Raw genomic sequence first — 23,597 nt, 5'->3', positions numbered from 1 at the left:
ACTCCATCTCTGGAGTATCATCCACTTCGATTCCGCGCGATAACCGACCAGGCTGGGCGAAGGCGTGGAACCCCTGATACCCACTAGTGGGTATTCATTGGTTGTAACACCCTTTTGCCGATAGTCAAGGCTATACGGCGGATGGCTGAGAACTCAGTCAAACTCCCTCTAGCATCCCAGTTCGCCCAGCCCTGAACCTCTGAATTCAGCATGCATGCAAGTAGCCAGATTCGACTAACATTCAATCAGGATCACCCGGCAGAGCATGAGGATGACTCCTCTGGTATCGCTGTTCAGGAATCCAAGCCAGCACTGCAGGCACCACCGATGTACAAGGTGGTCCTATTCAATGACGACTACACACCGATGGACTTCGTCGTCGAAATACTTGAAACCTTTTTCGGCATGAACCGGGAGCTGGCGACCAAGATCATGCTGACCGTCCATACAGAAGGGCGTGCGGTGTGTGGGGTTTACACGCGCGACATTGCGGAGACCAAGGCCATGCAGGTCAACCAATATGCGCGTGAGAGCCAGCATCCGCTACTCTGTGAAATAGAGAAGGACGGTTAACGCCGGCCACTTGGGTATGAGGTGAAGCTATGTTGAATCGAGAGCTCGAAGTCACCCTCAATCTGGCTTTCAAGGAGGCCCGTGCAAAACGTCATGAGTTCATGACGGTCGAGCACCTGCTGCTGGCCCTGCTGGATAACGAGGCCGCCGCCAGTGTTCTAAGGGCCTGTGGGGCCAACCTCGACAAGCTGCGCCATGACCTGCAGGAATTCATCGACTCCACCACTCCGTTGATTCCCCAGCACGACGAGGAGCGCGAGACTCAGCCGACCCTGGGCTTCCAGCGCGTGCTGCAGCGCGCGGTGTTCCACGTGCAGAGCTCCGGCAAGCGTGAAGTCACCGGTGCCAATGTGCTGGTGGCGATTTTCAGCGAGCAGGAAAGCCAGGCGGTGTTCCTGCTCAAGCAGCAGAGCGTGGCCCGTATCGACGTGGTCAACTACATCGCCCATGGCATCTCCAAGGTGCCGGGGCATGGTGATCACCACGAAAGCGATCAGGACATGCAGGATGAGGAGGGCGGTGACTCCGCCACCTCCGGCAATCCGCTCGATGCCTATGCCAGCAACCTCAACGAGCTTGCGCGCCAGGGGCGGATCGATCCGCTGGTGGGGCGCGAGCACGAGGTCGAGCGCGTGGCGCAGATCCTCGCGCGTCGGCGCAAGAACAACCCGCTGCTGGTCGGTGAGGCCGGTGTCGGCAAGACCGCCATCGCCGAGGGCCTGGCCAAGCGCATCGTCGACGAACAGGTGCCTGACCTGCTTGCCGACAGCGTGGTCTACTCGCTGGACCTGGGCGCCTTGCTCGCGGGCACCAAGTACCGTGGCGACTTCGAGAAGCGCTTCAAATCGCTGCTCAACGAGCTGCGCAAGCGTCCGCACGCCATCCTCTTCATCGATGAGATCCACACCATCATCGGTGCCGGGGCCGCATCCGGCGGGGTGATGGATGCTTCCAACCTGCTCAAGCCGCTGCTGTCCTCCGGCGAGATCCGCTGCATCGGTTCGACCACCTTCCAGGAATTTCGCGGCATCTTCGAGAAGGATCGCGCACTGGCGCGGCGTTTCCAGAAGGTCGACGTGGTCGAGCCCTCGGTGGATGACACCTACGGCATCCTCAAGGGGCTCAAGGCCCGCTTCGAGCAGCATCACCACATCGAATACAGCGATGAGGCGCTGCGTGCGGCGGCCGAGCTGGCGGCGCGCTACATCAACGACCGCCACATGCCGGACAAGGCCATCGACGTGATCGACGAGGCGGGCGCCTACCAGCGCCTGCAGCCGGAAGACAAGCGTCTGGCCCGCATCGACGTGGCGCAGGTCGAGGACATCGTCGCCAAGATCGCGCGGATTCCGCCAAAGCACGTGTCCAGCTCCGACAAGGAGCTGCTGCGCAACCTGGAGCGCGACCTCAAGCTCACCGTATTCGGTCAGGATGCCGCCATCGACTCGCTGGCCACCGCGATCAAGCTGTCGCGGGCCGGCCTCAAGGCACCGGACAAGCCGGTCGGCTCCTTCCTGTTTGCCGGCCCCACCGGGGTGGGCAAGACCGAGGCCGCGCGGCAGCTGGCCAAGGCCATGGGGATCGAGCTGGTGCGCTTCGACATGTCCGAGTACATGGAGCGGCATACCGTGTCGCGCCTGATTGGCGCGCCGCCCGGTTACGTCGGTTTCGATCAGGGTGGCCTGCTGACCGAGGCGATCACCAAGCAGCCGCATTGCGTGCTGCTGCTCGACGAGATCGAGAAGGCGCATCCGGAAGTCTTCAACCTGCTGCTGCAGGTGATGGATCACGGTACGCTGACCGACAACAATGGGCGCAAGGCGGATTTCCGCAACGTGATCCTGATCATGACCACCAATGCCGGTGCGGAAACCGCATCGCGTGCGTCGATCGGCTTCACGCAGCAGGATCACTCCACCGATGCCATGGAAGTCATCAAGAAGAGCTTCACGCCGGAGTTCCGCAACCGCCTGGATACCATCATCCAGTTCGGCCGCCTGAGCCACGAAGTGATCAAGAGCATCGTCGACAAGTTCCTCACCGAACTGCAGGCGCAGCTGGAGGACAAGCGGGTCACGCTCGAAGTCAGCGACGCGGCGCGCAGCTGGCTGGCCGAACGTGGCTACGACGTGATGATGGGGGCCAGGCCGATGGCGCGACTGATCCAGGACAAGATCAAGCGTCCGCTGGCGGAGGAAATCCTGTTTGGCGAGCTGGCCGAGCATGGCGGTGTGGTGCACATCGACATTCGCGATGGCGAGCCAAGCTTCGAGTTCGAGACGACGGCGGAAGTCGCCTGATCGGGATGCGGCGGTGCAGGCCAGGGAGGCCCGCGCTGCACGCGCAAACGAAAACGCCCGGCAGTCGCCGGGCGTTTTCGTTTGGTGCTTGGCTTAGCGGGCGCGGTAGGTGATGCGGCCCTTGCTCAAGTCATAAGGTGTCAGCTCGACGCGCACCTTGTCACCAGTGAGAATGCGGATGTAGTTCTTGCGCATCTTGCCGGAGATGTGCGCGGTAACGACGTGCCCGTTTTCCAACTCCACGCGGAACATGGTGTTGGGCAGGGTGTCGACGACAGTGCCTTCCATTTCGAAGCTGTCTTCTTTCGACATGCAGTAAAGCCCTCGGTATCCAGGAAATGGCCCGGCGCGACTGGCCCCAGGCAAAAGCGGCGTGCATTGTGCCCGAAAACAGGGGGCTGCGCCAAGTGGCTTGGTGCTTTGCCCGGGGCTGAAGGGGCGGGAGGTGCGCTAGGTCAGCCGTGTCCAGCGCTGATTGACGAACAGCTCGATGGGCCGGTACTGGGTCTTGTAGTTCATCTTCCGGCAGTTCTTGATCCAGTAGCCCAGATAGACGGCTTCAAGGCCCAGACGTGCGGTCTCGCCGATCTGCCAGAGAATGGCGAAGCGCCCGAGGCTGCGGCGCTCCTCATCCGGATCATAGAAGGTGTAGACCGCCGACAGGCCGTTCGGCAGCACGTCGGTGACCGCGATGGCGACCAGCTTGCCGCGCAGGCGGAACTCATAGAAACGAGAAAATGGCAGGTCCCGGACGAGAAAGGTCGAGAACTGGTCGCGACTGGGCGGGTACATGTCACCATCGGCATGGCGCTGCTCGATGTAGCGAACGTAGAGCGCGTAATACTCTTCGGTGAATGCCGGGCGCACCGAGCGCACGCTGACGTCCTCGTTGCGCTTGAGGATGCGCCGCTGCTGGCGGTTCGGCGTGAACAGCGCTGCCGGGATGCGTGCCGGGATGCAGGCGGTGCACTGCTGGCAGTGCGGGCGGTACAGGTGATCGCCGCTGCGGCGAAAGCCCATTTCCGAAAGTTCGGCGTAGACGAGCACGTCCATGGGCTGACTGGGGTCGAGAAACAGGGTCGTCGCCTGTTCTTCCGGCAGGTAGCTGCATGGATGTGGCTGAGTGGCATAGAACTTCAGGCGGGCCAGCTCGGTCATGGCGGTGTCTCGGGAAAACCTGACTAAGAGTGTATGTCAGGGTTGGCCAGTCGACTAGGCGAGCCAGTCCGCTGCACTGGGCAGGTCGAGGTGGCGCTGCAGGTATTCGGCGAACGTGGCGCGCGGTATGGCCCTGGCGCCGAAGTTGTGCAGGTGCTGCGTGGGCATCTGGCAGTCGATGAGCGCGAAGCCCCATTCATGCAACTTGCCCACCAGGGTGGCGAAACCGACTTTCGAGGCGTTGTCGGCGCGGCTGAACATGGATTCGCCAAAGAACAGTTGTCCCATGGCCAGGCCATAGAGGCCGCCGACCAGCTCGTCGTCGAGCCAGACCTCGACCGAGTGGGCGATGCCGCGCTGATGCAACTGCAGGTAGGCATCCTGCATGCCCTGGGTGATCCAGGTGCCGTCGGCGTAGCTGCGTGGCCCTGCGCAGGCGTTGATCACAGCGGCGAAATCCTGGTCGAAGCTGACGCGGTAGCGTTGCTGACGCAGCAACTTGGCCAGGCTGCGCGAAACATGCAGTTCGTTGGGGAACAGCGCGGTGCGCGGGTCCGGTGACCACCAGAGGATCGGCTGGCCGTCCTGGAACCAGGGGAAGCAGCCGTGGCGATAGGCGCTGATCAAGCGGTCGGCGCTGAGGTCGCCGCCCGCAGCCAGCAGGCCGTTCGGTTCGCGCATGGCCTTGGCCAGTGGCGGGAACTGCAGGGAATCACGTTGCAGCCAGGTCAGCATGCGCGTCCGTCCGCGGGGCAGGGGAGGGCGAGCGGGGTGCTCGCCCTGGTGCCATCAGTTGCTGTCGAGGAACTTCTCGACGTCCAGCGCGGCCATGCAGCCAGCACCGGCCGAAGTGATGGCCTGGCGGTAGACGTGGTCGGCCACGTCGCCGGCGGCGAACACGCCCTCGATGCTGGTGGCAGTGGCGTTGCCCTCGCTGCCGCCCTTGATCTTCAGGTAGCCGTCATGCATGTCCAGCTGGCCGACGAACAGCTCGGTGTTCGGCTTGTGGCCGATGGCGATGAACACGCCGGCCAGGGCCAGGTCCTGGGTGCTGCCGTCCTGGGTGCTCTTCAGGCGTACGCCGGTCACGCCGGTCTGGTCGCCCAGCACTTCGTCGAGGGTGTGGTTCCAGTGCAGGCGCATGTTGCCGTTCTCGACCTTGTCGAACAGCTTGTCCTGCAGGATCTTCTCCGAGCGCAGCTTGTCACGGCGGTGCACCAGGTGCACTTCCTTGGCGATGTTCGACAGGTACAGTGCCTCTTCCACAGCGGTGTTGCCGCCGCCGATCACTGCGACCACCTGGTTGCGGTAGAAGAAGCCGTCGCAGGTCGCGCAGGCGGAAACGCCCTTGCCGGAGAATGCCTCTTCCGACGGCAGGCCGAGGTACTGGGCGCTGGCGCCGGTGGCGATGATCAGCGCGTCGCAGCTATAGGTGCCGCTGTCACCCTTGAGAACGAAGGGACGGCTCTGCAACTCTGCGGTGTGGATATGGTCGTAGATGATCTCGGTGTCGAAGCGCTCGGCATGCTTCTGCATGCGCTCCATCAGGGCCGGGCCGGTAAGGCCTTCGACGTCACCCGGCCAGTTGTCCACTTCGGTGGTGGTGGTGAGCTGACCGCCAGGCTGGATGCCGGTAATGACCACGGGTTTGAGATTGGCGCGCGCGGCGTACACGGCGGCGCTATAACCGGCAGGGCCGGAACCCAGGATGATCACGCGTGAATGCTTGACTTCGCTCATAAAAAAACCCCATAAGCCTTTGTCACAAAAGAGAATGCGTGCTCCAATTGAGCCGCATGGAAGCTGCTGGCGGCTATGCTACACCGAAGCAGGGCAAGTGCGGGAGCTTGGCAATTGGCCTGAGCGCCAGGCAGGCCCTACAATAGGCCGCTTCCGCGATCAATCATCAGATGGACGCGCCCAGGGCGCAGGAAATGGCTGTTTTGAAGAATTCCACCACCCAGACTATCGATTGGCGTCAGAAACTTCAGTATCGACTGAAGGAAGGCGCCTTGATCGCCCTGGGCGCTATGTGCCTGTACCTGCTGATGGCACTGTTGACCTACAACGCCGCCGATCCGGCCTGGGACAACAGCGTGCAGGTCGAGCGCATCATCAACGCAGGTGGCAGCATTGGCGCCTGGCTCTCCAGTGCGCTGTTCGGTGCGCTGGGCTATTTCGCCTACATCTTCCCGTTGCTGCTGGCGGCCAAGACCTGGCAGGTGTTCCGCACCCGTAACCAACCCTGGCACTGGAATGGCTGGCTGTTTTCTTGGCACAGCATCGGCCTGGTGTTCCTGATTCTCTCTGGCGCCGCGCTCGGTGACATCCATTTCGCGGCGGATGCCGGCATGCAGGGCTCCGGTGGCGGCATGCTGGGCGCCAGCCTGGGCGATCTGGCCGTGCATGCGCTGAACGTGCAAGGCAGCACCCTGGTATTCCTGGCCCTGTTCCTCTTCGGCCTGACGGTGTTCACCGACCTGTCCTGGTTCCGCGTGATGGACCTGACCGGCAAGATCACCCTCGATCTGATCGAACTCATCCATGGCGCCATCACCGGCTGGTGGAATGCCCGCAGCGAGCGCAAGCAGATGGTCGCGCAACTGCGTGAACTGGACGACCGCGTCATCGAGGTGGCCGCGCCCGTGGTCGCTGACCGCCGCGAACAGGCCAAGGTCAAGGAGCGCCTGCTCGAACGCGAAGAGTCGCTGAGCAAGCACATGAGCGAGCGCGACAAGCGCCCGGCACCGGTGATCACGCCGCCTGCGCCGCCCAAGGCGGCGGAGCCGAGCAAGCGCGTGCTCAAGGAGAAACAGGCGCCGCTGTTCGTCGATAGCGCCATCGAGGGTAGCCTGCCGCCGATTTCCATCCTCGATGTCGCCGAGAAGAAGCAGAAGCAGTATTCGCCCGAGTCGCTCGAGGCCATGTCGCGCCTGCTGGAAATCAAGCTCAAGGAATTCGGCGTCGAGGTGGTGGTGGAGTCCGTGCATCCGGGCCCGGTGATCACCCGTTTCGAAATTCAGCCCGCTGCCGGCGTCAAGGTCAGCCGCATCTCCAACCTGGCCAAGGACCTGGCGCGCTCGATGGCCATGGTCAGCGTACGCGTGGTCGAGGTGATTCCCGGCAAGACCACCGTGGGCATCGAGATACCCAATGAAGACCGGCAGATCGTGCGCTTCTCCGAAGTGCTGTCGTCGAGCGAGTACGACGATGCCAAGTCGCCGGTCACCCTGGCCCTCGGGCACGACATCGGCGGACGTCCGGTGATCGCCGACCTGGCCAAGATGCCGCACCTGCTGGTGGCCGGTACCACGGGTTCCGGTAAGTCGGTGGGGGTCAACGCGATGATCCTGTCGGTCCTGTTCAAGTCCACGCCGGAAGAGGCGCGGATGATCATGATCGACCCGAAGATGCTCGAGCTGTCGATCTACGAAGGCATTCCGCACCTGCTGTGCCCGGTCGTGACCGACATGAAGGAGGCCGCCAATGCGCTGCGCTGGTCGGTGGCCGAGATGGAGCGCCGTTACAAGCTGATGGCGGCGATGGGCGTGCGCAACCTGGCGGGCTTCAACCGCAAGGTCAAGGACGGCATCGAAGCCGGCACGCCGCTGACCGATCCACTGTTCCGTCGCGAAAGCATGGAAGACGAGCCGCCGCTGCTCAAGCCGCTGCCCACCATCGTGGTGGTGGTCGACGAATTCGCCGACATGATGATGATCGTCGGCAAGAAGGTGGAAGAGCTGATCGCGCGTATCGCCCAGAAGGCGCGGGCCGCGGGCATTCACCTGATCCTGGCGACCCAGCGCCCTTCGGTGGACGTGATCACCGGTCTGATCAAGGCCAACATTCCGACCCGCATGGCGTTCCAGGTGTCGAGCAAGATCGACTCGCGCACCATTCTCGACCAGGGTGGCGCCGAGCAGCTGCTGGGGCATGGTGACATGCTCTATCTGCCGCCCGGCACCGGCCTGCCGATCCGCGTGCATGGCGCCTTCGTCTCCGACGATGAAGTGCACCGTGTGGTCGAGGCCTGGAAGCAGCGCGGCTCGCCCGACTACATCGAGGACATCCTCGCGGGCGTCGAGGAGGGCGGTGGCAGCGGCTTCGAAGGCGGTGGTGGCGAAGGCGGTGAGGGCAGCGAGGAAGATCCGCTGTACGACGAAGCCGTCAACTTCGTGCTGGAAAGCCGTCGTGCTTCCATCTCTGCAGTGCAGCGCAAGCTGAAGATCGGCTACAACCGCGCCGCGCGGATGATCGAGGCGATGGAGATGGCCGGCGTGGTCAGCTCGATGAACACCAACGGCTCGCGCGAGGTCATCGCGCCCGGACCGTCGCGCGACTGACTTCGGCATCTCACGGACAAACCGCCCGATTCGCGGTCTACAAGATTCCACGGTCGTTCATGCGGCCGAGCAATGCGAGGTGCGGAGTCACCTCGCCATCCTCACACGGACTAAAGGGGTTCCTATGCGTGTTATTCGCCTGCTGATGCTGGCTGTTCTGAGTTTTACCCTACTGACTGCCCAGGCTGACGAAGAGGCGGCCACCCAGCGCCTGACCGAGCTGCTCAACCAGGCACAGACCATCAGTGCGCGCTTTTCGCAACTGACGCTCGATGCCAGCGGCACCCAGCTGCAGGAAACCGCCGGGCAACTGGTGCTCAAGCGCCCGGGGCTGTTCCGCTGGCATACCGACCAGCCGATGGAGCAGCTGCTGGTGTCCAACGGCAAGAAGGTCTGGCTGTACGACCCGGACCTGGAGCAGGTGACCGTGCAGACCCTCGACCAGCGCCTGACCCACACCCCGGCGCTGCTGCTCTCAGGTGACGTGTCGCAGATTCGCGAGAACTTCGATATCGACTACAAGGAAGGCGGCAACGTGGTCGACTTCATCCTCAAGCCCAAGGCCAAGGACAGCCTGTTCGACAGCCTGCGCCTGTCGTTCCGCAACCGCGTGCTCAACGACATGCAACTGATCGACAGCATTGGTCAGCGCACCAATATCCTGTTCCTCAATGTGAAGATGAACGAGCCGGTCGACGACGGTCTGTTCAGCTTCGACATCCCGCAAGGTGCGGACGTCATCCAGGAGTAAGTGGTGGACCTGTTCGCTCGCCAACCCGTCGCGCAGCCCCTGGCTGCGCGTTTGCGTGCTACCAGCCTGGATGAATACGTCGGCCAGGAGCATGTGCTGGGGCCTGGCAAGCCGCTGCGTGAAGCGCTGGAACAGGGTGCCTTGCATTCGATGATCTTCTGGGGGCCGCCGGGGGTAGGCAAGACCACCCTGGCGCGCCTGCTGGCCAAGGTCAGCGATGCTCATTTCGAGACCATCTCGGCGGTGCTCTCCGGGGTCAAGGAGATTCGCCAGGCGGTCGAGGTGGCGCAGCAGCATGCCGCGCAATATGGCCGTCGCACCATCCTTTTCGTCGATGAGGTGCACCGTTTCAACAAGAGCCAGCAGGATGCCTTCCTGCCCTACGTCGAAGACGGCACGCTGATCTTCATCGGCGCCACCACCGAGAACCCTTCGTTCGAACTGAACAACGCGCTGCTGTCGCGCGCCCGCGTCTACGTGCTCAAGAGCCTCGACGAGGCAGCCATGCGCAAGTTGGTGACGCGTGCGCTGAGCGACCCGAAAGGCCTGGGCGAGCGTCACCTGAGCCTGCCCGAGGAAAGCTTCGCCATGCTCATGGCCGCCGCCGATGGCGATGGTCGGCGCCTGCTCAACTTCCTCGAGAACGCCGCCGACCTGGCCGAGGATGGTGGCGAGATCGCCGTGGTCTCGCTGCACAACCTGCTGGGCGATACCCGCCGGCGTTTCGACAAGGGCGGCGAAGCCTTCTACGACCAGATCAGCGCGCTGCACAAGTCCGTCCGCGGCTCCAGCCCCGATGGCGCGCTGTATTGGTTGGCGCGCATGCTCGACGGCGGCTGCGACCCGGCCTACATCTGCCGGCGCATTGTCGCCATGGCCAGCGAAGACATCGGGAATGCCGACCCGCGTGCGTTGCCGTTGTGTCTGGCCGCCTGGGATGCGGTCAAGCGCCTGGGCAGTCCCGAGGGCGACCTGGCGCTGGCGCAGGCGGTGACTTACCTCGCCTGCGCAGCCAAGAGCAACGCGGTGTATCTGGGGATCAAGGCAGCCAAGCAGGATGTCGCCGAGTTCGGCTCGCTGGAGGTGCCACTGCACCTGCGCAATGCGCCGACCAAGCTGATGCAGCAGCTCGGTTATGGCGAGGAATATCGCTACGCCCACGATGAGCCCAATGCCTACGCCGCTGGCGAAGTGTATTTCCCGGATGAAATGGAGCCGCGCGAGTATTACCAGCCGGTGCCGCGAGGCCTGGAGTCGAAGATTCGCGAGAAGCTCAAGCACCTGCGCAGCCTGGATTCCAGCAGCACCCGACAAAGGAGAAAGAGATGATTCGTGTGGCGCTTGCCGTGGCGGCAGGGGGGGCTGTCGGTTCGCTGATGCGCTTTCTGGTGGCCAGCTGGGTCGCCGGCAACTGGCCGCGGCACTTCTACCTGGCCACGCTCACCGTCAACGTGCTGGGTTGCCTGTTGATCGGTCTGCTGTCCGGCCTGTTCCTCACCCGTACCGATCTGCCACTGGAGCTGCGCACCGGGCTGATCACCGGCGTGCTGGGTGGCTTCACCACGTTTTCGTCCTTCAGCCTGGAGATCATGAAGCTGATGGAGGGTGGGCGCGCGCCCGAAGCCTTCGGCTATCTGGCCTTCAGCATCCTTGGCGGTCTGCTGGCAGCCTGGGCCGGCCTGAGCCTGGCCCGATTGGCATCCTGACCCGTTAAGGCTTTACACTCCACAACCCGCGCCAGCTTGCTGGTCATTAACCATTTCGCCGATGTATTGAGACCCGAACATGCTCGACTCCAAACTCGTCCGCACGCAACTCACCGAAATCGCCGAGCGCCTCGCCACCCGTGGCTTCGCACTCGACGTCGCCCGCTTCGAGGCCCTGGAGAGTCAGCGCAAGTCGGTGCAGGTGCGCACCGAACAATTGCAGGCCGAGCGTAACAGTCGTTCCAAATCCATTGGCCAGGCCAAGGCGCGCGGTGAAGACATCGCGCCGCTGCTGGCGGAAGTGGACCAGATGGGCAACGACCTGGAAGCCGGCAAGCGCGAGCTGGACGCGATCCAGGGCGAGCTGGACAACCTGCTGCTGAACATCCCCAACCTGCCGCACGAATCCGTGCCGGTCGGCGCCGACGAGGACGAGAACGTCGAGGTCGCGCGCTGGGGGACACCGCGCAGCTTCGACTTCGAGATCAAGGATCACGTCGCCCTGGGCGAGCAGCACGGCTGGCTGGACTTCGAGACTGCCGCCAAGCTCTCCGGTGCCCGTTTCGCCCTGCTGCGCGGCCCCATCGCGCGCCTGCACCGTGCCCTGGCGCAGTTCATGATCAACCTGCACACTGGCGAGCACGGCTACGAAGAGGCCTACACCCCGTACCTAGTGCAGGCGCCGGCGCTGCAGGGCACCGGTCAGCTGCCGAAGTTCGAGGAAGACCTGTTCAAGATCGCCCGTGAAGACCAGGCCGATCTGTACCTGATCCCGACCGCCGAAGTGTCGCTGACCAACATCGTCGCCGGCGAAATCCTCGACGCCAAGCAGCTGCCGCTGAAGTTCGTCGCCCACACGCCGTGCTTCCGCAGCGAGGCAGGGGCCTCCGGCCGCGATACGCGCGGCATGATTCGCCAGCATCAGTTCGACAAGGTCGAGATGGTGCAGGTCGTGGAACCGGCGACCTCCTTCGAGGCGCTGGAGGGCATGACGGCCAATGCCGAGCGCGTGCTGCAGCTGCTCGAGCTGCCGTATCGCAAGCTGGCACTGTGCACCGGCGACATGGGCTTCTCTGCGGTCAAGACCTACGACCTGGAAGTCTGGGTGCCGAGCCAGGACAAGTACCGCGAGATTTCCTCCTGCTCCAACTGCGGCGACTTCCAGGCGCGCCGCATGCAGGCGCGTTACCGCAACCCGGAAACCGGCAAGCCGGAGCTGCTGCACACGCTCAATGGTTCCGGCCTGGCCGTGGGCCGCACCCTGGTCGCGGTGCTGGAGAACTACCAGCAGGCCGACGGCAGCATTCGCGTGCCCGAGGTACTCAAGCCCTACATGGGTGGTATCGAAGTGATCGGCTGAGCCGGTCATCGCGATGCATGGAACGGGGCGGCACGGCTGCCCCGTTTTCAATGGCGGCAGGGTGTGCACGACGCATTCTGCGAACCGACCTCCGCTGAGGCTGACCTGATGCAATTTCTTCCGCTGTTCCACAAGCTGCAGGATCGCCCGGTACTGGTGATCGGCGGTGGTGAGGTCGCGCTGCGCAAGGCGCGCCTGCTCAGTGATGCCGGTGCGCGCCTGCGCGTCGTTGCGCCCGAGGTGCGCAGCGAGCTGCAGGAGCTGGCTGGCTCGGCCGGCATCTTCCTGCGTGGCTATGCGAGCAGCGACCTGCAGGGCGTGGCCCTGGTCATCGCGGCGACCGACGACGAAACGCTCAACGCGCAGGTGTCCGCCGAAGCCCAGGCGCTCGGTATCCCGGTCAACGTCGTCGATGCGCCGTCGCTGTGCAGTGTGATCTTCCCGGCGATCGTCGATCGCTCGCCGCTAATCGTTGCCGTCAGCAGTGGTGGTGATGCGCCGGTACTGGCGCGACTGATCCGAGCCAAGATCGAGACCTGGATTCCTGCCAGCTATGGGCAGCTGGCCAACCTGGGCAAGCGCTTTCGCGAGCGGGTCAAACAGATGTTTCCCGATGTGCAGCAGCGCCGGGTGTTCTGGGAGGATGTCTTCCAGGGGCCGATTGCCGAGAGCGTCTTCGCTGGCAAGCCGGAGGCGGGCGAGCGTCTTCTGCAGGAGCGCCTGGCCGGCGCCGCGCCGCGAGCGCTGGGCGAGGTCTATCTGGTCGGTGCCGGCCCCGGTGATCCGGACCTGCTGACCTTCCGTGCGCTGCGCCTGATGCAGCAGGCCGATGTGGTGCTCTACGACCGCCTGGTGGCGCCAGCCATCATCGAATTGTGCCGCCGCGATGCCGAGCGCATCTACGTGGGCAAGCGCCGTGCCGATCATGCGGTGCCGCAGGAGCAGATCAACCAGCTGCTGATCGACCTGGCCAGGCAGGGCAAGCGCGTGTTGCGCCTGAAAGGGGGCGACCCGTTCATCTTCGGCCGTGGCGGCGAGGAAATCGAGCAACTGGCCGCGGAGGACATTCCCTTCCAGGTGGTGCCAGGCATCACCGCCGCGTCGGGTTGCGCCGCCTATGCGGGCATTCCGTTGACCCACCGCGATCATGCGCAGTCGGTCCGCTTCGTCACGGGGCACCTCAAGGATGGCAGCAGCAATCTGCCATGGAAGGACCTGGTGGCTCCGGGGCAGACGCTGGTGTTCTACATGGGCCTGGTGGGGTTGCCCGCCATCTGCGAGCAACTGATCGCCCACGGTCGTTCGGGCGCAACGCCGGCGGCTCTGGTGCAGCAGGGCACCACGCAGAATCAGCGGGTGTTCACCGGCACCCTGGACAGCTTGCCGCAACTGGTGGCCGAGCATGAAGTGCATGCACCGACCCTGGTCATCGTCGGTGAGGTGGTCACCTTGCGTGACAAGCTGGCCTGGTTCGAGGGCGCGCAGGGCCACGTCTGATACGTGGGGTGGATCGCGCTTCATCGATCCACCGTGGCTGGGTCTCGGTGGATGAAAACAGCCTCATCCACCCTGCGGCCTAGCGCTCGGTTTTTTGCCACACGCCCTTGCCCGGCAGGCGCTGGCGATCGTGCGCGCCCGTGAAGTCCTGCTGCGGCCCCTTGGGCACCACGCCCGTCGGGTTGATGGTGGCGTGGCTGGCGTAGTAGTGCGACTTGATATGGGTGAAGTCCACCGTCTTGCTGACGCCGGGCCACTGGTAGAGCTCGCGCAGCCAGTTGGACAGGTTCGGGTAGTCTTCGATGCGCTTCAGGTTGCACTTGAAGTGGCCGTGGTAGACGGCGTCGAAGCGGATCAGCGTGGTGAACAGGCGGATGTCGGCTTCGGTCAGATAATGCCCGGCCAGATAGCGTTGCCCGTCTAGCAGCGTTTCGAGCTCATCGAGCATGTCGAACAGCTCGTCGAAGGCCTCTTCGTAGGCCTCCTGGGTAGTGGCGAAGCCTGCGCGATAGACACCGTTGTTCACTGCCGGATAGATGCGCTCGTTGAGCTGATCGATGCGCTCGCGCAATGGCTCGGGGTAGAAATCCAGGTCGTTGCCGCTCAGGCCGTCGAATGCGTCGTTGAACATGCGGATGATTTCCGACGACTCGTTGCTGACGATGCCGCCGGTTTGCTTGTCCCACAGCACCGGCACGGTGACGCGCCCACTGTAATGACGGTCGTCCGCCGTGTAGCGCTGATGCATGTAGGTGAGGTTATCGAGGTGATCGCCGCTGGAGCCGAAGTCGCGATCGAAGGTCCAGCCCTGTTCGCGCATCAGCCAGCTGACTACCGACACATCGATCAGCGATTCGAGCCCTTTGAGCTTGCGCAGGATCAGGGTGCGATGCGCCCAGGGGCAGGCCAGCGAAACGTACAGGTGGTAGCGGCCAGCCTCGGCCTTGAAACCGGCATCGCCATTCGGCCCCGCGCCGCCGTCGGCGGTCACCCAGTTGCGCCGCTGCGCGCTTTCGCGCTGGAAACGTCCGCCGCTGCCGGTGTCATACCACTGGTCGTGCCAGTGCCCATCGATCAACAAGCCCATGACGCCTGCCTCCGTTTTGAATGAAACTGGAGTCTATCGTCACCGGCTCGATTGAAGCGTTGAAAAAGCTGGCTCAATCCATCGAAGAGATTGATTGAAGGCGGGCGTCCCAGCGCATCTTCGCCTGGGCGAAGGCGTCCTCACGCGCCAGACCAAGGCCGCGCAGCGCGGTGGCCATGGTGGCGATGACCGCCAGATAGCCATAGGCATCGTCCTGCTCGCCGTGCCAGAAGGCCTTCAGCCGTGCTGGGTCGAGGCCGTCCGGCTTGACGTGGCGCTGCGCCGAGAGCGCTGGCCATTCCTCATCCCAGTCCTCGCCATTGGCAGTGCCATAGAGGTGGCAGGCCGAATCCGGGTTGGCCTCGATCTCGCCCCCTTCGCCCTTGATCACGATGGCGCAATCCTCCAGCAGGCGACTGGCTTCGCGATGCACGGCCTGGTAGCCGGGATGGAAGATGCTTTGCAGGCCGCAGCGGGCGCCGAGCGGGTTGATCACTCGGGCCAGGGAGTGGATCGGCGAGCGCAGGCCCAGCGTGTTGCGCAGGTCGATCATGCGCTGCAGCGCTGGCATCCAGTCGCCCAGGTAGCCGTAGGCCAGGTGCTGCTGGTCCAGCGCCTGCTGCACCGACGGCCAGTCATGGCAGCGGGGTATCTCCAAATGGGCCAGGAGTTGCTCGGTATACAGGCGTCCGGCGGTGTGGGCGCCGCCGCCGTGCATGAAGATGCGCACGCCGCTGTTCGCCAGGGCTTTGGCTGCCAGCAGGTACCAGGGCAGGTGGCGTTTCTTGCCGGCGTAGCTGGGCCAGTCCAGATCGACCTGGATAGCCGGGGCAGCCAGTCGCGGACGAATCGCCTCGGTGAAGCCGGCGAGTTCCTCGGCGCTTTCTTCCTTGTGCCGCAACAGCATCAGGAAGGCACCAAGCTGGGTGTCCTCGACCTTGCCATCGAGCAGCAGGCCCATGGCCTCGCGTGCTTCTTCGCGGGTCAGGCCGCGAGCGCCACGCTTGCCCTTGCCGAGGATGCGCACGAACTGGGCGAAAGGGTGTTCGGCGGGAGTGATCAGGTTCATAGGCAATTGGTCGGTTTGGGCAGGCCGGCCAGCTTGGCCGCCAGCTTGGCAGGCGTGCCCTTGAACAGGCGATTGAGGTGCAGGCTGTTGCCTTTCTCCGGGCCCAGCTTGAGGGCCACGTACTTGATCAGCGGGCGATTGGCCGGCGACAGCTGGAATTCGTTGTAGAAGGCGCGCAGCAGCTGGAGGATTTCCCAGTGCTCGGCACTCAGTTGCAGCTCCTCGGCCTCCGCCAGGGCTTCGGCCACCGGGCCCGACCAATCCTGCAGGTCGACCAGGTAGCCGTCCTTGTCCAGGGCGATATGCTGTCCAGCGACGTTCAGCGTGTTCATAACCAGCTGTTGACCTTGGCGTAGCGGGTGCAGAGTTCGACGAAGCCCAGATAGTCCACGGCCTGTACGCGTTCGGGGGCTTGCAGGTGGCGCGCGGCGAGGTCTTCGTCCAGGGCGTAGAGCGCGACGCTGGCGGGCATCAACTGCAGCGCCTGCAGGTTGGCGGTTGCGGGCTGCAGGGCGTAGACCGCATCGCCACAGAGCAGCAGGGCGTCCTGGGCGCCGAGCAGGCGCAGGCAACTGGCCAGGCGGCTGTCGGCGAATGGCGAATGAGAAAGAATGTGCAGGGTGGCCATCAGACTGTGATCACCTGGTCGTAACGGTCGAGGAGGGCGGTCAGCGCGCTGTCGTCGAGCCGCTGCACCGCCAGATTCAGTTCGTTGCCGGCGAGGCCGCGTTCGGCGAGGCTGCGCTCGCTGGCGTACAGGTCCTCTACGCCAAACATCGGCAGCGCCTGCAGGTTGGCGCCGAGGTCTTTCTGCTGCAGTGCGCCGGGCTGCTGGCCCTGGCTCAGCTGAAACACGCCATCGTCGAGAAACAGCATGCCAATCGGCAGGTCGAACGCGCCGCCGGCCAGGGCGATGTCCAGCGCCTCACGGGCACCTGGACCGCTCCAGGGCGCCTGGCGGCTGATGATCAGCAGCGACTTGCTCATTCACTGGCCTCCGAAGCAGATCAGTCGATCGGCCTGCTGTGCGGCTTCATGCAGCTGGCCGAGGCCGGACAGCTCCCACGGCGCCTCCAGGTTGGCCGCAGGGCGCGAATAGCGCTGCGCCTCCTCGTCGTTGAGCACGCCACGGCGCAGTGCTGCGGCGATGCACACCACAGCGTCCAGGTCGTTGCCGGTGACGAACTCACGCCACTCCCCGGGCAGGTCCAGCTCATCCTGCGGGGTGACGACATTGCTGGCGGCGCTGTGTACACCGTCCTGATAGAAGAACAGGCGGACGATTTCATGGCCGCCAGCCAGCGCTGCCTGGGCAAAGCGCAGCGCGCGCCGTGAGGCTGGCAGGTGAGGAGCGGCGAACAGGGCGATGGCAAACTTCATGGGGCGTCCGGCGAAGCTAAAAACAGTCGCAATGATAAGGCCAGGGGCCTGCGGCGCACAAAGTCGAGTGGATAAAAAAGAAAAGCCCGCCGAAGCGGGCTCGAAGGGGGACGAAAGCCTATCAGTCGTCGCCGCCCATGATGCCGAAGATCTGCAGCAGGCTGACGAACAGGTTGTAGATCGATACGTACAGGCTGATGGTGGCCATGATGTAGTTACGCTCACCACCGTGGATGATGGCGCTGGTCTGGTACAGGATGCAGGCCGAAGAGAACAGCACGAAACCGGCGCTGATCGCCAGCTGCAGGCCGCTGATCTGGAAGAAGAAGCCGGCCACCATGGCGCCGAGCAGGACGAACACGCCAGCGGTGATGAAGCCGCTGAGGAAGCTCATGTCCTTGCGGGTGGTCAGTACGTAGGCGGACAGGCCGCAGAACACCAGGGCAGTCATGGAGAACGCCGAGCTGATCACTTCCGCGCCGTTGGCCATGCCCAGGTAGCGGTTGAGGATCGGGCCGAGGGTGTAGCCCATGAAGCCGGTCAGGGCGAGGGTGGAAACCAGGCCCCAGGCGGAATCACGCAGCTTGTAGGTGAGGAAGAACAGGCCGTAGAAGCCGATCAGCACCACGAAGAAGCTCGGGTAAGGCAGGTTGGCGCGCTGGCTGAAGAACGCCACCAGGCCGCTGAACGCCAGGGTGATGGCCAGCAGGCCGTAGGTGTTGCGCAACACCTTGCTGACTTCCTGTTGCTCAGCCTGCGAATGATTGATGACGTAGTCTTGCTCTTGCATGGCGACGCTCCTGTGGCACAAGGATTCCGTTACTCGAATGCCCGGATCATAGCAGAGCCGATCCCTGTGCCAAGACAGAGAGTTTGACAGTGTGTTGCGTTCCGGTAAGATTGCCGCCCGCACTGAGGCGGAGCTTCGAGACAGCGGTCTCGAACCCTCCGTAGAAAGAATCTGGAAGCGTGGCCGAGTGGTTTAAGGCAACGGTCTTGAAAACCGTCGATGGGCAACTATCCGTGAGTTCGAATCTCACCGCTTCCGCCATTTCCCTGTATTGCCCTGAGCAATTCCCGATCTTAATCTGACGCTTGCTTTTTGACTCCCGTGCGTCAAGCTAGGTCAGTCCCTGGCTTTTTTGCTAAGGTGGCCGGCAAGTTCAACCTCACCGTCGCTGCACGGTGGCTGACAAGGTGCAACGAGGTGGCGATTGATTAAGGTGCTGGTGGTCGACGATCACGATCTGGTTCGCACGGGTATCACGCGCATGCTTGCTGACATCGACGGCTTGCAGGTCGTCGGTGAGGCCTGTACCGGCGAGGAGGCCTTGCTCAAGGTTCGTGAACTCAAGCCGGACGTGGTGCTGATGGACGTCAAGATGCCTGGCATCGGCGGCCTGGAAGCCACACGCAAACTGATGCGCAGCCACCCCGACATCAAGGTGGTCGCCGTTACCGTCTGCGAAGACGATCCGTTCCCGACCCGCCTGCTGCAGGCTGGCGCCGCCGGCTACCTGACCAAGGGTGCAGCGCTCGACGAGATGGTTCAGGCCATCCGCCTGGTGTTCGCCGGGCAGCGCTACATCGACCCGCAGATCGCCCAGCAAATGGCGCTGAAGTCCTTCCAGCCGCAGAGCAATGGCTCGCCGTTCGACCTGTTGTCCGAGCGCGAAATCCAGATCGCCCTGATGATCGCCAATTGCCACAAGGTGCAGAACATCTCGGACAAGCTCTGCCTGTCGCCGAAGACCGTCAATACCTACCGGTATCGCATCTTCGAGAAGCTCTCCATCACCAGCGATGTCGAGTTGGCACTGCTGGCAGTGCGCCACGGCATGGTCGACGCCGCCAACTAGCCGATGTCCGCCCCGTTCGATTCGAGTGCGTTCCTCGCGACCTGCAGCGGTCGCCCTGGCGTCTATCGCATGTTCGATGGCGAGGCGCGCCTGCTGTACGTGGGCAAGGCGAAGAATCTCAAGAAACGCCTCGCCAGCTACTTTCGCAAGACCGGCCAGGCGCCGAAGACCGCCGCGCTGGTCGCGCGCATCGCGCAGATCGAAACCACTATCACCGCCAACGAAACCGAGGCGTTGCTGCTCGAGCAGACGCTGATCAAGGAATGGCGGCCGCCCTACAACATCCTGCTGCGCGACGATAAGTCCTATCCCTACGTATTCCTGTCCGATGGCGACTTCCCGCGCCTGGGCATCCATCGCGGCGCGAAGAAGGCCAAGGGTCGCTACTTCGGCCCCTATCCCAGTGCGCTGGCCATCCGTGAAAGTCTCAGCCTGCTGCAGAAGACCTTTCTCGTCCGCCAATGCGAGGACAGCTACTACAAGAACCGCACGCGTCCCTGCCTGCAGTACCAGATCAAGCGCTGCAAGGGGCCGTGCGTGGGCCTGGTAAGCCCCGAGGAGTATGCAGAGGACGTGCGCCACTCGGTGATGTTTCTCGATGGGCGCAGCAATGCCCTGAGCGAGGAGCTGTCCGTCAGCATGGAAAAAGCCTCCATGGCCCTGGAGTTCGAGCGCGCGGCCGAATTGCGTGACCAGATCGCCATGCTCCGGCGCGTGCAGGATCAGCAGAGCATGGAGGGCGGCACCGGGGATGTCGACGTGGTCGCGGTCATGCTCAATCCGGGCGGCGCATGCGTGCACCTGATCAGCGTTCGCGGTGGCCGGGTGCTGGGCAGCAAGAACTTCTTCCCTCAGGTAGCCATCGAGGAGGAGGGTGGCGATGTGCTGATGGCCTTCCTCGCCCAGTACTACCTGGGCAATGCGGAACGCGACCTGCCGAGCGAGCTGATCGTCAACGTGCAGCATGAGGATTTCGCCACGCTCGTCGAGGCGATAGAGTCGCTGCGGGGACGCAGCCTGACGATCAGTCATCGGGTGCGGGCGACCCGGGCGCGCTGGCAGCAGCTGGCCGTTACCAATGCCGAGCAGGCGCTGGCTGCACGCCTGGCCAATCGCGAGCACATGACCGAGCGTTTCGAGGCCCTGGCGACGGTGCTGGAGATGGATGAGCCGCCGCAGCGCATGGAATGCTTCGACATCAGCCACTCCAGCGGTGAGGCGACGGTCGCCTCCTGCGTGGTGTTCGGCCCCGAGGGCCCGCTGAAGTCCGACTATCGGCGCTTCAATATCGAAGGCGTCACCGCAGGCGACGACTACGCAGCGATGCACCAGGCACTGACCCGGCGTTTCAGCAAGATCAAGGATGGCGAAGGCAAGCTGCCCGACGTGCTGCTGGTGGACGGCGGCAAGGGCCAGCTGGCCATGGCCCGTGAGGTGTTGCAGGAACTGGCCGTGCCCGACCTGATCCTGCTGGGCGTGGCCAAGGGCACCACGCGCAAGCCCGGCCTCGAAGTGCTGTACCTGAACGACGCGGCACATGAGTTCACCTTGCCCGGCAATTCGCCTGCGTTGCACCTGATCCAGCAGATCCGCGACGAATCCCACCGCTTCGCCATCACCGGGCATCGTGCGCGCCGCGGCAAGGCACGGCGTACCTCCACTCTCGAGGAGGTTGCAGGTATCGGGCCCAAGCGGCGGCGTGAGTTGCTCAATCATTTCGGCGGTCTGCAGGAGCTCTCGCGCGCCAGCGCCGAAGAAATCGCCAAAGCACCCGGAATCAGTAAAAAGCTCGCTGAGTTGATTTATGCGACCCTGCACAGCGAGTAGAATGCTCGCTCACCTCGCAGCCTAGTTGTGCCGATGAACATCCCCAACTTGCTTACCGTGCTCCGGGTCGCGCTGATCCCGGTTTTCATCCTGCTGTTCTATTTGCCGTTCTCCTGGAGCTACTGGGCCGCCAGCGGCGTTTTCGCGATTGCCGCTGCGACCGACTGGCTCGATGGCTACCTGGCACGGCGCTGGGAGCAGGGCACGCCATTCGGTGCCTTCCTCGATCCGGTCGCGGACAAGCTGATGGTGGCTGTCGCGCTGGTGCTGCTTGCGGCCGAGCACTCCAATCTCTGGCTGACGCTCGCTGCAGCGATCATCATCGGCCGCGAGATAGTGGTCTCCGCCTTGCGTGAATGGATGGCCGAACTGGGTGCCCGTGCCCAGGTGGCGGTGTCCAACCTGGGCAAGTGGAAGACGGCGGCGCAGATGCTGGCGTTGGTCATCCTGCTCGGCAACCCGCCACAGTTCACCTTCTGGGTCATCGTCGGTTACGTGCTGCTGGTCATTGCTGCCGTGCTGACTCTGTGGTCGATGCTGCAGTATCTGTTGGCCGCCTGGCCGCACCTCAGCACCACCTCGGAAAAGAAATAAGTTTTTTTGAATCAAAGGGTTGACGCCGCGATTCGATTCTATAGAATGGCGCCCGTCGACAAGACAAGCGGGAATAGCTCAGTTGGTAGAGCACGACCTTGCCAAGGTCGGGGTCGCGAGTTCGAGTCTCGTTTCCCGCTCCAGTTTTACACGAGTCGCCAAGGCGGCTCGTTTGATTTAAGGCTGAGTTGCAGAGTGGTTATGCACCGGATTGCAAATCCGTGAACGCCGGTTCGATTCCGACCTCAGCCTCCAATACAAAGGCCTCGTAGATCAACGATTTACGAGGCCTTTTTCATTCTCAGTGGCACCTTTTGCGTGCCTTGCGAGGACGTGGAGGGCTGTATATAGTCCAGCCCTTCGCACAGCGCTACCGCCCGAATGGCGAAATCGGTAGACGCAGGAGACTTAAAATCTCTCGCCAGCAATGGCGTGCCGGTTCGAGTCCGGCTTCGGGCACCATCTAGCGAAACACGATCTCTGGCGATCCCCAAGGCATTCCTGGGGTCTCTTCTCCCGCCATCGCCGCAGAGGCGGGCAGCCGACTATCCTAACAGCTATCTTGTGCCTCGCTCAGGATAGCGAGTGACGCGCCAGCCTCTCGAATCTCCATGGCTTTCGTGCCCCAGAACCGACCTGGCCTCCGCGCTCACGCACCAGCGTCTCGCAGTCCTTGCTTCCTCACAGACAGGTGACGTTCCATGTCTGCTCAGGTGCTGCACGGCACGAGACTCGGCAGGTTCGTGTCAGATGCCGCACTGGCTGCCTTTCCAGTTCCGCGCAGGGTCATTTTTCATTTGATATGGCCACCGATTCAAGATAGCTTCATGAGTGATTGGTCGCGAAGCCCTCTGTAATCAAGGCTTTCATGGTCTTTTTTCAAGATAGTAGAGATTGTTTTTTGAGATAATCCTGCGTATGTCGCCATTTGCTCATCATGAACTCCAGCTTCTGAACCCTTCCTTCGCTTCGCCTCTGGTGGATGTGCTCAACGAGCTCGAGCACCTGCGGCGCCTGCAGCTTCAGGGCAGTACGCCGTTGCCGGTGTTCTACCAGTTGAAAGGCATCTTCCACATGCTGGAGAGCCTGGGTTCGGCTCGGATCGAAGGTAACCACACGACACTGGCGGATTACGTCGAAAGCAAGGTCGAGGGGCGGCAGCAGGAGAGCGACCAGTTGCGGGAGGTCGCGAACATCGAACGGGCGATGGAGTACATCGAGGGCTCGATGAGCCCCGGAGATGCGCTGTCCGAGCATTTCATCCGCGAGCTGCATCAGCTTGCTGTCGACGATCTGGAAAGAGAGGGTGACCGCACACCCGGAGCCTATCGGTCGGGGGGCGTCCGTATTTCCCAGTCGCCCCATGTTCCACCGGATGCGGTTTCCGTCCCCGGTTACATGAGTGAACTGGTCGATTTCGTGAACCGGCCTGATCCATCCAAGTACGACCTGATGAAGGTGGCGCTGGCTCATCACCGCTTTGGCTGGATCCACCCGTTCGGTAACGGCAACGGGCGCGTGGTGAGGCTTCTGACCTACGCGTTGCTGATCAAGTACGGTTTCAACGTGAACGTCGGTGGCCGGTTGCTGAATCCTACGGCGGTCTTCTGCAATGACCGTGAGCGTTACTACGCCATGCTTTCCGGCGCGGACAGCGGCACAGCGGAGGGCCTGGAAAACTGGTGTATCTATGTTCTGGAGGGTGTGCGCGAAGAGCTGGACAAGGTGGATCGCCTGACGGATTTCGAGTACCTGACCCGGCATATCCTCAATCCCGCCGTGGATATCGCACGTAATCGCAGCCTGATCACGGCGACCGAGGAGGGCGTGCTCAAGCTCGCCATCAGGCAAGGCGTGGTGAAGTCTGCGGACCTGGCGCCTGCGCTGCCTGGTTTGACCGCCAATCAGCGGACCTACCAGCTGAAGAAGCTGGTCGACCAGGGCATGCTTCGCCCGGTCGCCGAGGGTTCCAGGCAGTACACGATCGGTTTCTCCAACAACTACCTGATCCGTGGCGTCGTCAAGGCACTACGGGACGAAGGCTTCATCCCGGAACCCGTCGTAGGCGTCTGACCTGCGCCAAGCCCCGTGAC

Annotated in this window: 23 protein-coding genes and 4 tRNA genes; 16 read left to right on the top strand and 11 right to left on the bottom strand. The window is 63.2% G+C overall.

What is annotated here, in order from left to right; translation table 11 throughout:
* Positions 1-210 precede the first annotated feature (210 nt).
* Together clpS and clpA are read left to right on the top strand one after the other, a co-directional pair.
* Complete coding sequence (gene clpS / locus EPK82_RS04355; RefSeq protein WP_037055907.1) at positions 211-573, top strand: ATP-dependent Clp protease adapter ClpS; 363 nt, start codon at positions 211-213, stop codon at positions 571-573.
* A gap of 29 nt (positions 574-602) precedes the next feature.
* Positions 603-2,873 carry an ATP-dependent Clp protease ATP-binding subunit ClpA gene (gene clpA / locus EPK82_RS04350; RefSeq protein WP_037055908.1) on the top strand — a complete coding sequence of 757 codons (2,271 nt, stop codon included), beginning with the start codon at positions 603-605 and terminating at the stop codon, positions 2,871-2,873.
* Between the two features lie 93 nt (positions 2,874-2,966).
* On the opposite strand, the gene infA is transcribed toward clpA, so the two are convergent.
* From infA to trxB, 4 genes are all read right to left on the bottom strand, one after another.
* Positions 2,967-3,185, bottom strand: coding sequence for a translation initiation factor IF-1 (gene infA, locus EPK82_RS04345; RefSeq protein WP_002553999.1), 219 nt, complete (start codon positions 3,183-3,185; stop codon positions 2,967-2,969).
* Positions 3,186-3,323: 138 nt separating this feature from the next.
* Positions 3,324-4,031, bottom strand: a complete 708-nt coding sequence (locus EPK82_RS04340) for an arginyltransferase (RefSeq protein WP_037055910.1) — start codon at positions 4,029-4,031, stop codon at positions 3,324-3,326.
* Positions 4,032-4,085: 54 nt separating this feature from the next.
* A complete protein-coding gene (aat, locus tag EPK82_RS04335; RefSeq protein WP_134675872.1) occupies positions 4,086-4,766 on the bottom strand; it encodes a leucyl/phenylalanyl-tRNA--protein transferase in 681 nt (226 codons plus the stop codon).
* Between the two features lie 54 nt (positions 4,767-4,820).
* Positions 4,821-5,771, bottom strand: a complete 951-nt coding sequence (gene trxB / locus EPK82_RS04330; RefSeq protein WP_037055914.1) for a thioredoxin-disulfide reductase — start codon at positions 5,769-5,771, stop codon at positions 4,821-4,823.
* 194 nt (positions 5,772-5,965) lie between these two features.
* Between trxB and ftsK the strand changes: the two genes are divergently transcribed.
* From ftsK to cysG, 6 genes are all read left to right on the top strand, one after another.
* Positions 5,966-8,374: a DNA translocase FtsK gene (gene ftsK / locus EPK82_RS04325; protein ID WP_371923254.1), complete on the top strand. Its 2,409-nt coding sequence runs from the start codon at positions 5,966-5,968 to the stop codon at positions 8,372-8,374.
* 124 nt (positions 8,375-8,498) lie between these two features.
* Positions 8,499-9,125, top strand: a complete 627-nt coding sequence (gene lolA, locus EPK82_RS04320) for an outer membrane lipoprotein chaperone LolA (RefSeq protein ID WP_037055916.1) — start codon at positions 8,499-8,501, stop codon at positions 9,123-9,125.
* A gap of 3 nt (positions 9,126-9,128) precedes the next feature.
* Positions 9,129-10,454 carry a replication-associated recombination protein A gene (locus EPK82_RS04315; RefSeq protein ID WP_134675871.1) on the top strand — a complete coding sequence of 442 codons (1,326 nt, stop codon included), beginning with the start codon at positions 9,129-9,131 and terminating at the stop codon, positions 10,452-10,454.
* Positions 10,451-10,831: a fluoride efflux transporter CrcB gene (gene crcB / locus EPK82_RS04310; protein ID WP_037055922.1), complete on the top strand. Its 381-nt coding sequence runs from the start codon at positions 10,451-10,453 to the stop codon at positions 10,829-10,831. The genes EPK82_RS04315 and crcB overlap by 4 nt, the downstream gene beginning before the upstream one ends.
* Before the next feature lie 79 nt (positions 10,832-10,910).
* Complete coding sequence (gene serS, locus EPK82_RS04305) at positions 10,911-12,191, top strand: serine--tRNA ligase (protein WP_134675870.1); 1,281 nt, start codon at positions 10,911-10,913, stop codon at positions 12,189-12,191.
* A gap of 108 nt (positions 12,192-12,299) precedes the next feature.
* Complete coding sequence (gene cysG / locus EPK82_RS04300; RefSeq protein ID WP_037055933.1) at positions 12,300-13,688, top strand: siroheme synthase CysG; 1,389 nt, start codon at positions 12,300-12,302, stop codon at positions 13,686-13,688.
* A gap of 79 nt (positions 13,689-13,767) precedes the next feature.
* Here the strand turns inward: cysG and EPK82_RS04295 are convergent, their stop codons facing one another.
* The 7 genes from EPK82_RS04295 to EPK82_RS04265 form a co-directional block, all read right to left on the bottom strand.
* Positions 13,768-14,775 carry a glutathione S-transferase family protein gene (locus EPK82_RS04295; protein ID WP_134675869.1) on the bottom strand — a complete coding sequence of 336 codons (1,008 nt, stop codon included), beginning with the start codon at positions 14,773-14,775 and terminating at the stop codon, positions 13,768-13,770.
* Positions 14,776-14,848: 73 nt separating this feature from the next.
* Entirely contained in the window at positions 14,849-15,844 is a 996-nt protein-coding gene (locus tag EPK82_RS04290; RefSeq protein ID WP_134675868.1) for a glycosyl transferase family protein, read from the bottom strand.
* Positions 15,841-16,176 carry a TusE/DsrC/DsvC family sulfur relay protein gene (locus EPK82_RS04285; protein ID WP_134675867.1) on the bottom strand — a complete coding sequence of 112 codons (336 nt, stop codon included), beginning with the start codon at positions 16,174-16,176 and terminating at the stop codon, positions 15,841-15,843. The genes EPK82_RS04290 and EPK82_RS04285 overlap by 4 nt, the downstream gene beginning before the upstream one ends.
* On the bottom strand, positions 16,173-16,472 hold the full coding sequence (gene tusB / locus EPK82_RS04280; RefSeq protein WP_047589207.1) for a sulfurtransferase complex subunit TusB: 300 nt from the start codon (positions 16,470-16,472) through the stop codon (positions 16,173-16,175). The genes EPK82_RS04285 and tusB overlap by 4 nt, the downstream gene beginning before the upstream one ends.
* Positions 16,472-16,831 carry a sulfurtransferase complex subunit TusC gene (gene tusC / locus EPK82_RS04275; protein ID WP_037056682.1) on the bottom strand — a complete coding sequence of 120 codons (360 nt, stop codon included), beginning with the start codon at positions 16,829-16,831 and terminating at the stop codon, positions 16,472-16,474. The genes tusB and tusC overlap by 1 nt, the downstream gene beginning before the upstream one ends.
* Positions 16,832-17,224 (bottom strand): sulfurtransferase complex subunit TusD, encoded by a 393-nt coding sequence (tusD, locus tag EPK82_RS04270; protein ID WP_037056680.1) that lies wholly within the window; start codon positions 17,222-17,224, stop codon positions 16,832-16,834.
* Between the two features lie 121 nt (positions 17,225-17,345).
* Positions 17,346-18,014, bottom strand: a complete 669-nt coding sequence (locus tag EPK82_RS04265) for a Bax inhibitor-1/YccA family protein (protein ID WP_134675866.1) — start codon at positions 18,012-18,014, stop codon at positions 17,346-17,348.
* A gap of 173 nt (positions 18,015-18,187) precedes the next feature.
* Between EPK82_RS04265 and EPK82_RS04260 the strand changes: the two genes are divergently transcribed.
* From EPK82_RS04260 to EPK82_RS04225, 8 genes are all read left to right on the top strand, one after another.
* Positions 18,188-18,275 (top strand) — tRNA-Ser (locus EPK82_RS04260).
* A 163-nt stretch (positions 18,276-18,438) separates the two neighbouring features.
* Positions 18,439-19,083, top strand: a complete 645-nt coding sequence (gene gacA / locus EPK82_RS04255) for a response regulator transcription factor GacA (RefSeq protein WP_037056669.1) — start codon at positions 18,439-18,441, stop codon at positions 19,081-19,083.
* 3 nt (positions 19,084-19,086) lie between these two features.
* Positions 19,087-20,910 carry an excinuclease ABC subunit UvrC gene (uvrC, locus tag EPK82_RS04250; RefSeq protein ID WP_037056667.1) on the top strand — a complete coding sequence of 608 codons (1,824 nt, stop codon included), beginning with the start codon at positions 19,087-19,089 and terminating at the stop codon, positions 20,908-20,910.
* 33 nt (positions 20,911-20,943) lie between these two features.
* Complete coding sequence (gene pgsA, locus EPK82_RS04245) at positions 20,944-21,504, top strand: CDP-diacylglycerol--glycerol-3-phosphate 3-phosphatidyltransferase (protein ID WP_037056661.1); 561 nt, start codon at positions 20,944-20,946, stop codon at positions 21,502-21,504.
* Positions 21,505-21,571: 67 nt separating this feature from the next.
* Positions 21,572-21,647 (top strand) — tRNA-Gly (locus EPK82_RS04240).
* 38 nt (positions 21,648-21,685) lie between these two features.
* Positions 21,686-21,759: transfer RNA gene (locus EPK82_RS04235), tRNA-Cys, on the top strand.
* A 120-nt stretch (positions 21,760-21,879) separates the two neighbouring features.
* Positions 21,880-21,966: transfer RNA gene (locus EPK82_RS04230), tRNA-Leu, on the top strand.
* A gap of 456 nt (positions 21,967-22,422) precedes the next feature.
* Positions 22,423-23,577, top strand: a complete 1,155-nt coding sequence (locus tag EPK82_RS04225) for a Fic family protein (RefSeq protein ID WP_134675994.1) — start codon at positions 22,423-22,425, stop codon at positions 23,575-23,577.
* Positions 23,578-23,597 lie beyond the last annotated feature (20 nt).

Origin of the sequence: Ectopseudomonas khazarica (assembly GCF_004521985.1) — a bacterium.
GTDB lineage: Bacteria > Pseudomonadota > Gammaproteobacteria > Pseudomonadales > Pseudomonadaceae > Aquipseudomonas > Aquipseudomonas khazarica.
This window is presented reverse-complemented; position numbering and strand designations above follow the sequence as displayed.

Coding starts and splice junctions, on each gene's coding strand:
- clpS (WP_037055907.1), top strand. CDS start 211: ATGCATGCAAGTAGCCAGATTCGACTAACATTCAATCAGGATCACCCG.
- clpA (WP_037055908.1), top strand. CDS start 603: ATGTTGAATCGAGAGCTCGAAGTCACCCTCAATCTGGCTTTCAAGGAG.
- infA (WP_002553999.1), bottom strand. CDS start 3,185: ATGTCGAAAGAAGACAGCTTCGAAATGGAAGGCACTGTCGTCGACACC.
- EPK82_RS04340 (WP_037055910.1), bottom strand. CDS start 4,031: ATGACCGAGCTGGCCCGCCTGAAGTTCTATGCCACTCAGCCACATCCA.
- aat (WP_134675872.1), bottom strand. CDS start 4,766: ATGCTGACCTGGCTGCAACGTGATTCCCTGCAGTTCCCGCCACTGGCC.
- trxB (WP_037055914.1), bottom strand. CDS start 5,771: ATGAGCGAAGTCAAGCATTCACGCGTGATCATCCTGGGTTCCGGCCCT.
- ftsK (WP_371923254.1), top strand. CDS start 5,966: ATGGCTGTTTTGAAGAATTCCACCACCCAGACTATCGATTGGCGTCAG.
- lolA (WP_037055916.1), top strand. CDS start 8,499: ATGCGTGTTATTCGCCTGCTGATGCTGGCTGTTCTGAGTTTTACCCTA.
- crcB (WP_037055922.1), top strand. CDS start 10,451: ATGATTCGTGTGGCGCTTGCCGTGGCGGCAGGGGGGGCTGTCGGTTCG.
- serS (WP_134675870.1), top strand. CDS start 10,911: ATGCTCGACTCCAAACTCGTCCGCACGCAACTCACCGAAATCGCCGAG.
- cysG (WP_037055933.1), top strand. CDS start 12,300: ATGCAATTTCTTCCGCTGTTCCACAAGCTGCAGGATCGCCCGGTACTG.
- EPK82_RS04295 (WP_134675869.1), bottom strand. CDS start 14,775: ATGGGCTTGTTGATCGATGGGCACTGGCACGACCAGTGGTATGACACC.
- EPK82_RS04290 (WP_134675868.1), bottom strand. CDS start 15,844: ATGAACCTGATCACTCCCGCCGAACACCCTTTCGCCCAGTTCGTGCGC.
- EPK82_RS04285 (WP_134675867.1), bottom strand. CDS start 16,176: ATGAACACGCTGAACGTCGCTGGACAGCATATCGCCCTGGACAAGGAC.
- tusB (WP_047589207.1), bottom strand. CDS start 16,472: ATGGCCACCCTGCACATTCTTTCTCATTCGCCATTCGCCGACAGCCGC.
- tusC (WP_037056682.1), bottom strand. CDS start 16,831: ATGAGCAAGTCGCTGCTGATCATCAGCCGCCAGGCGCCCTGGAGCGGT.
- tusD (WP_037056680.1), bottom strand. CDS start 17,224: ATGAAGTTTGCCATCGCCCTGTTCGCCGCTCCTCACCTGCCAGCCTCA.
- EPK82_RS04265 (WP_134675866.1), bottom strand. CDS start 18,014: ATGCAAGAGCAAGACTACGTCATCAATCATTCGCAGGCTGAGCAACAG.
- uvrC (WP_037056667.1), top strand. CDS start 19,087: ATGTCCGCCCCGTTCGATTCGAGTGCGTTCCTCGCGACCTGCAGCGGT.
- pgsA (WP_037056661.1), top strand. CDS start 20,944: ATGAACATCCCCAACTTGCTTACCGTGCTCCGGGTCGCGCTGATCCCG.
- EPK82_RS04225 (WP_134675994.1), top strand. CDS start 22,423: ATGTCGCCATTTGCTCATCATGAACTCCAGCTTCTGAACCCTTCCTTC.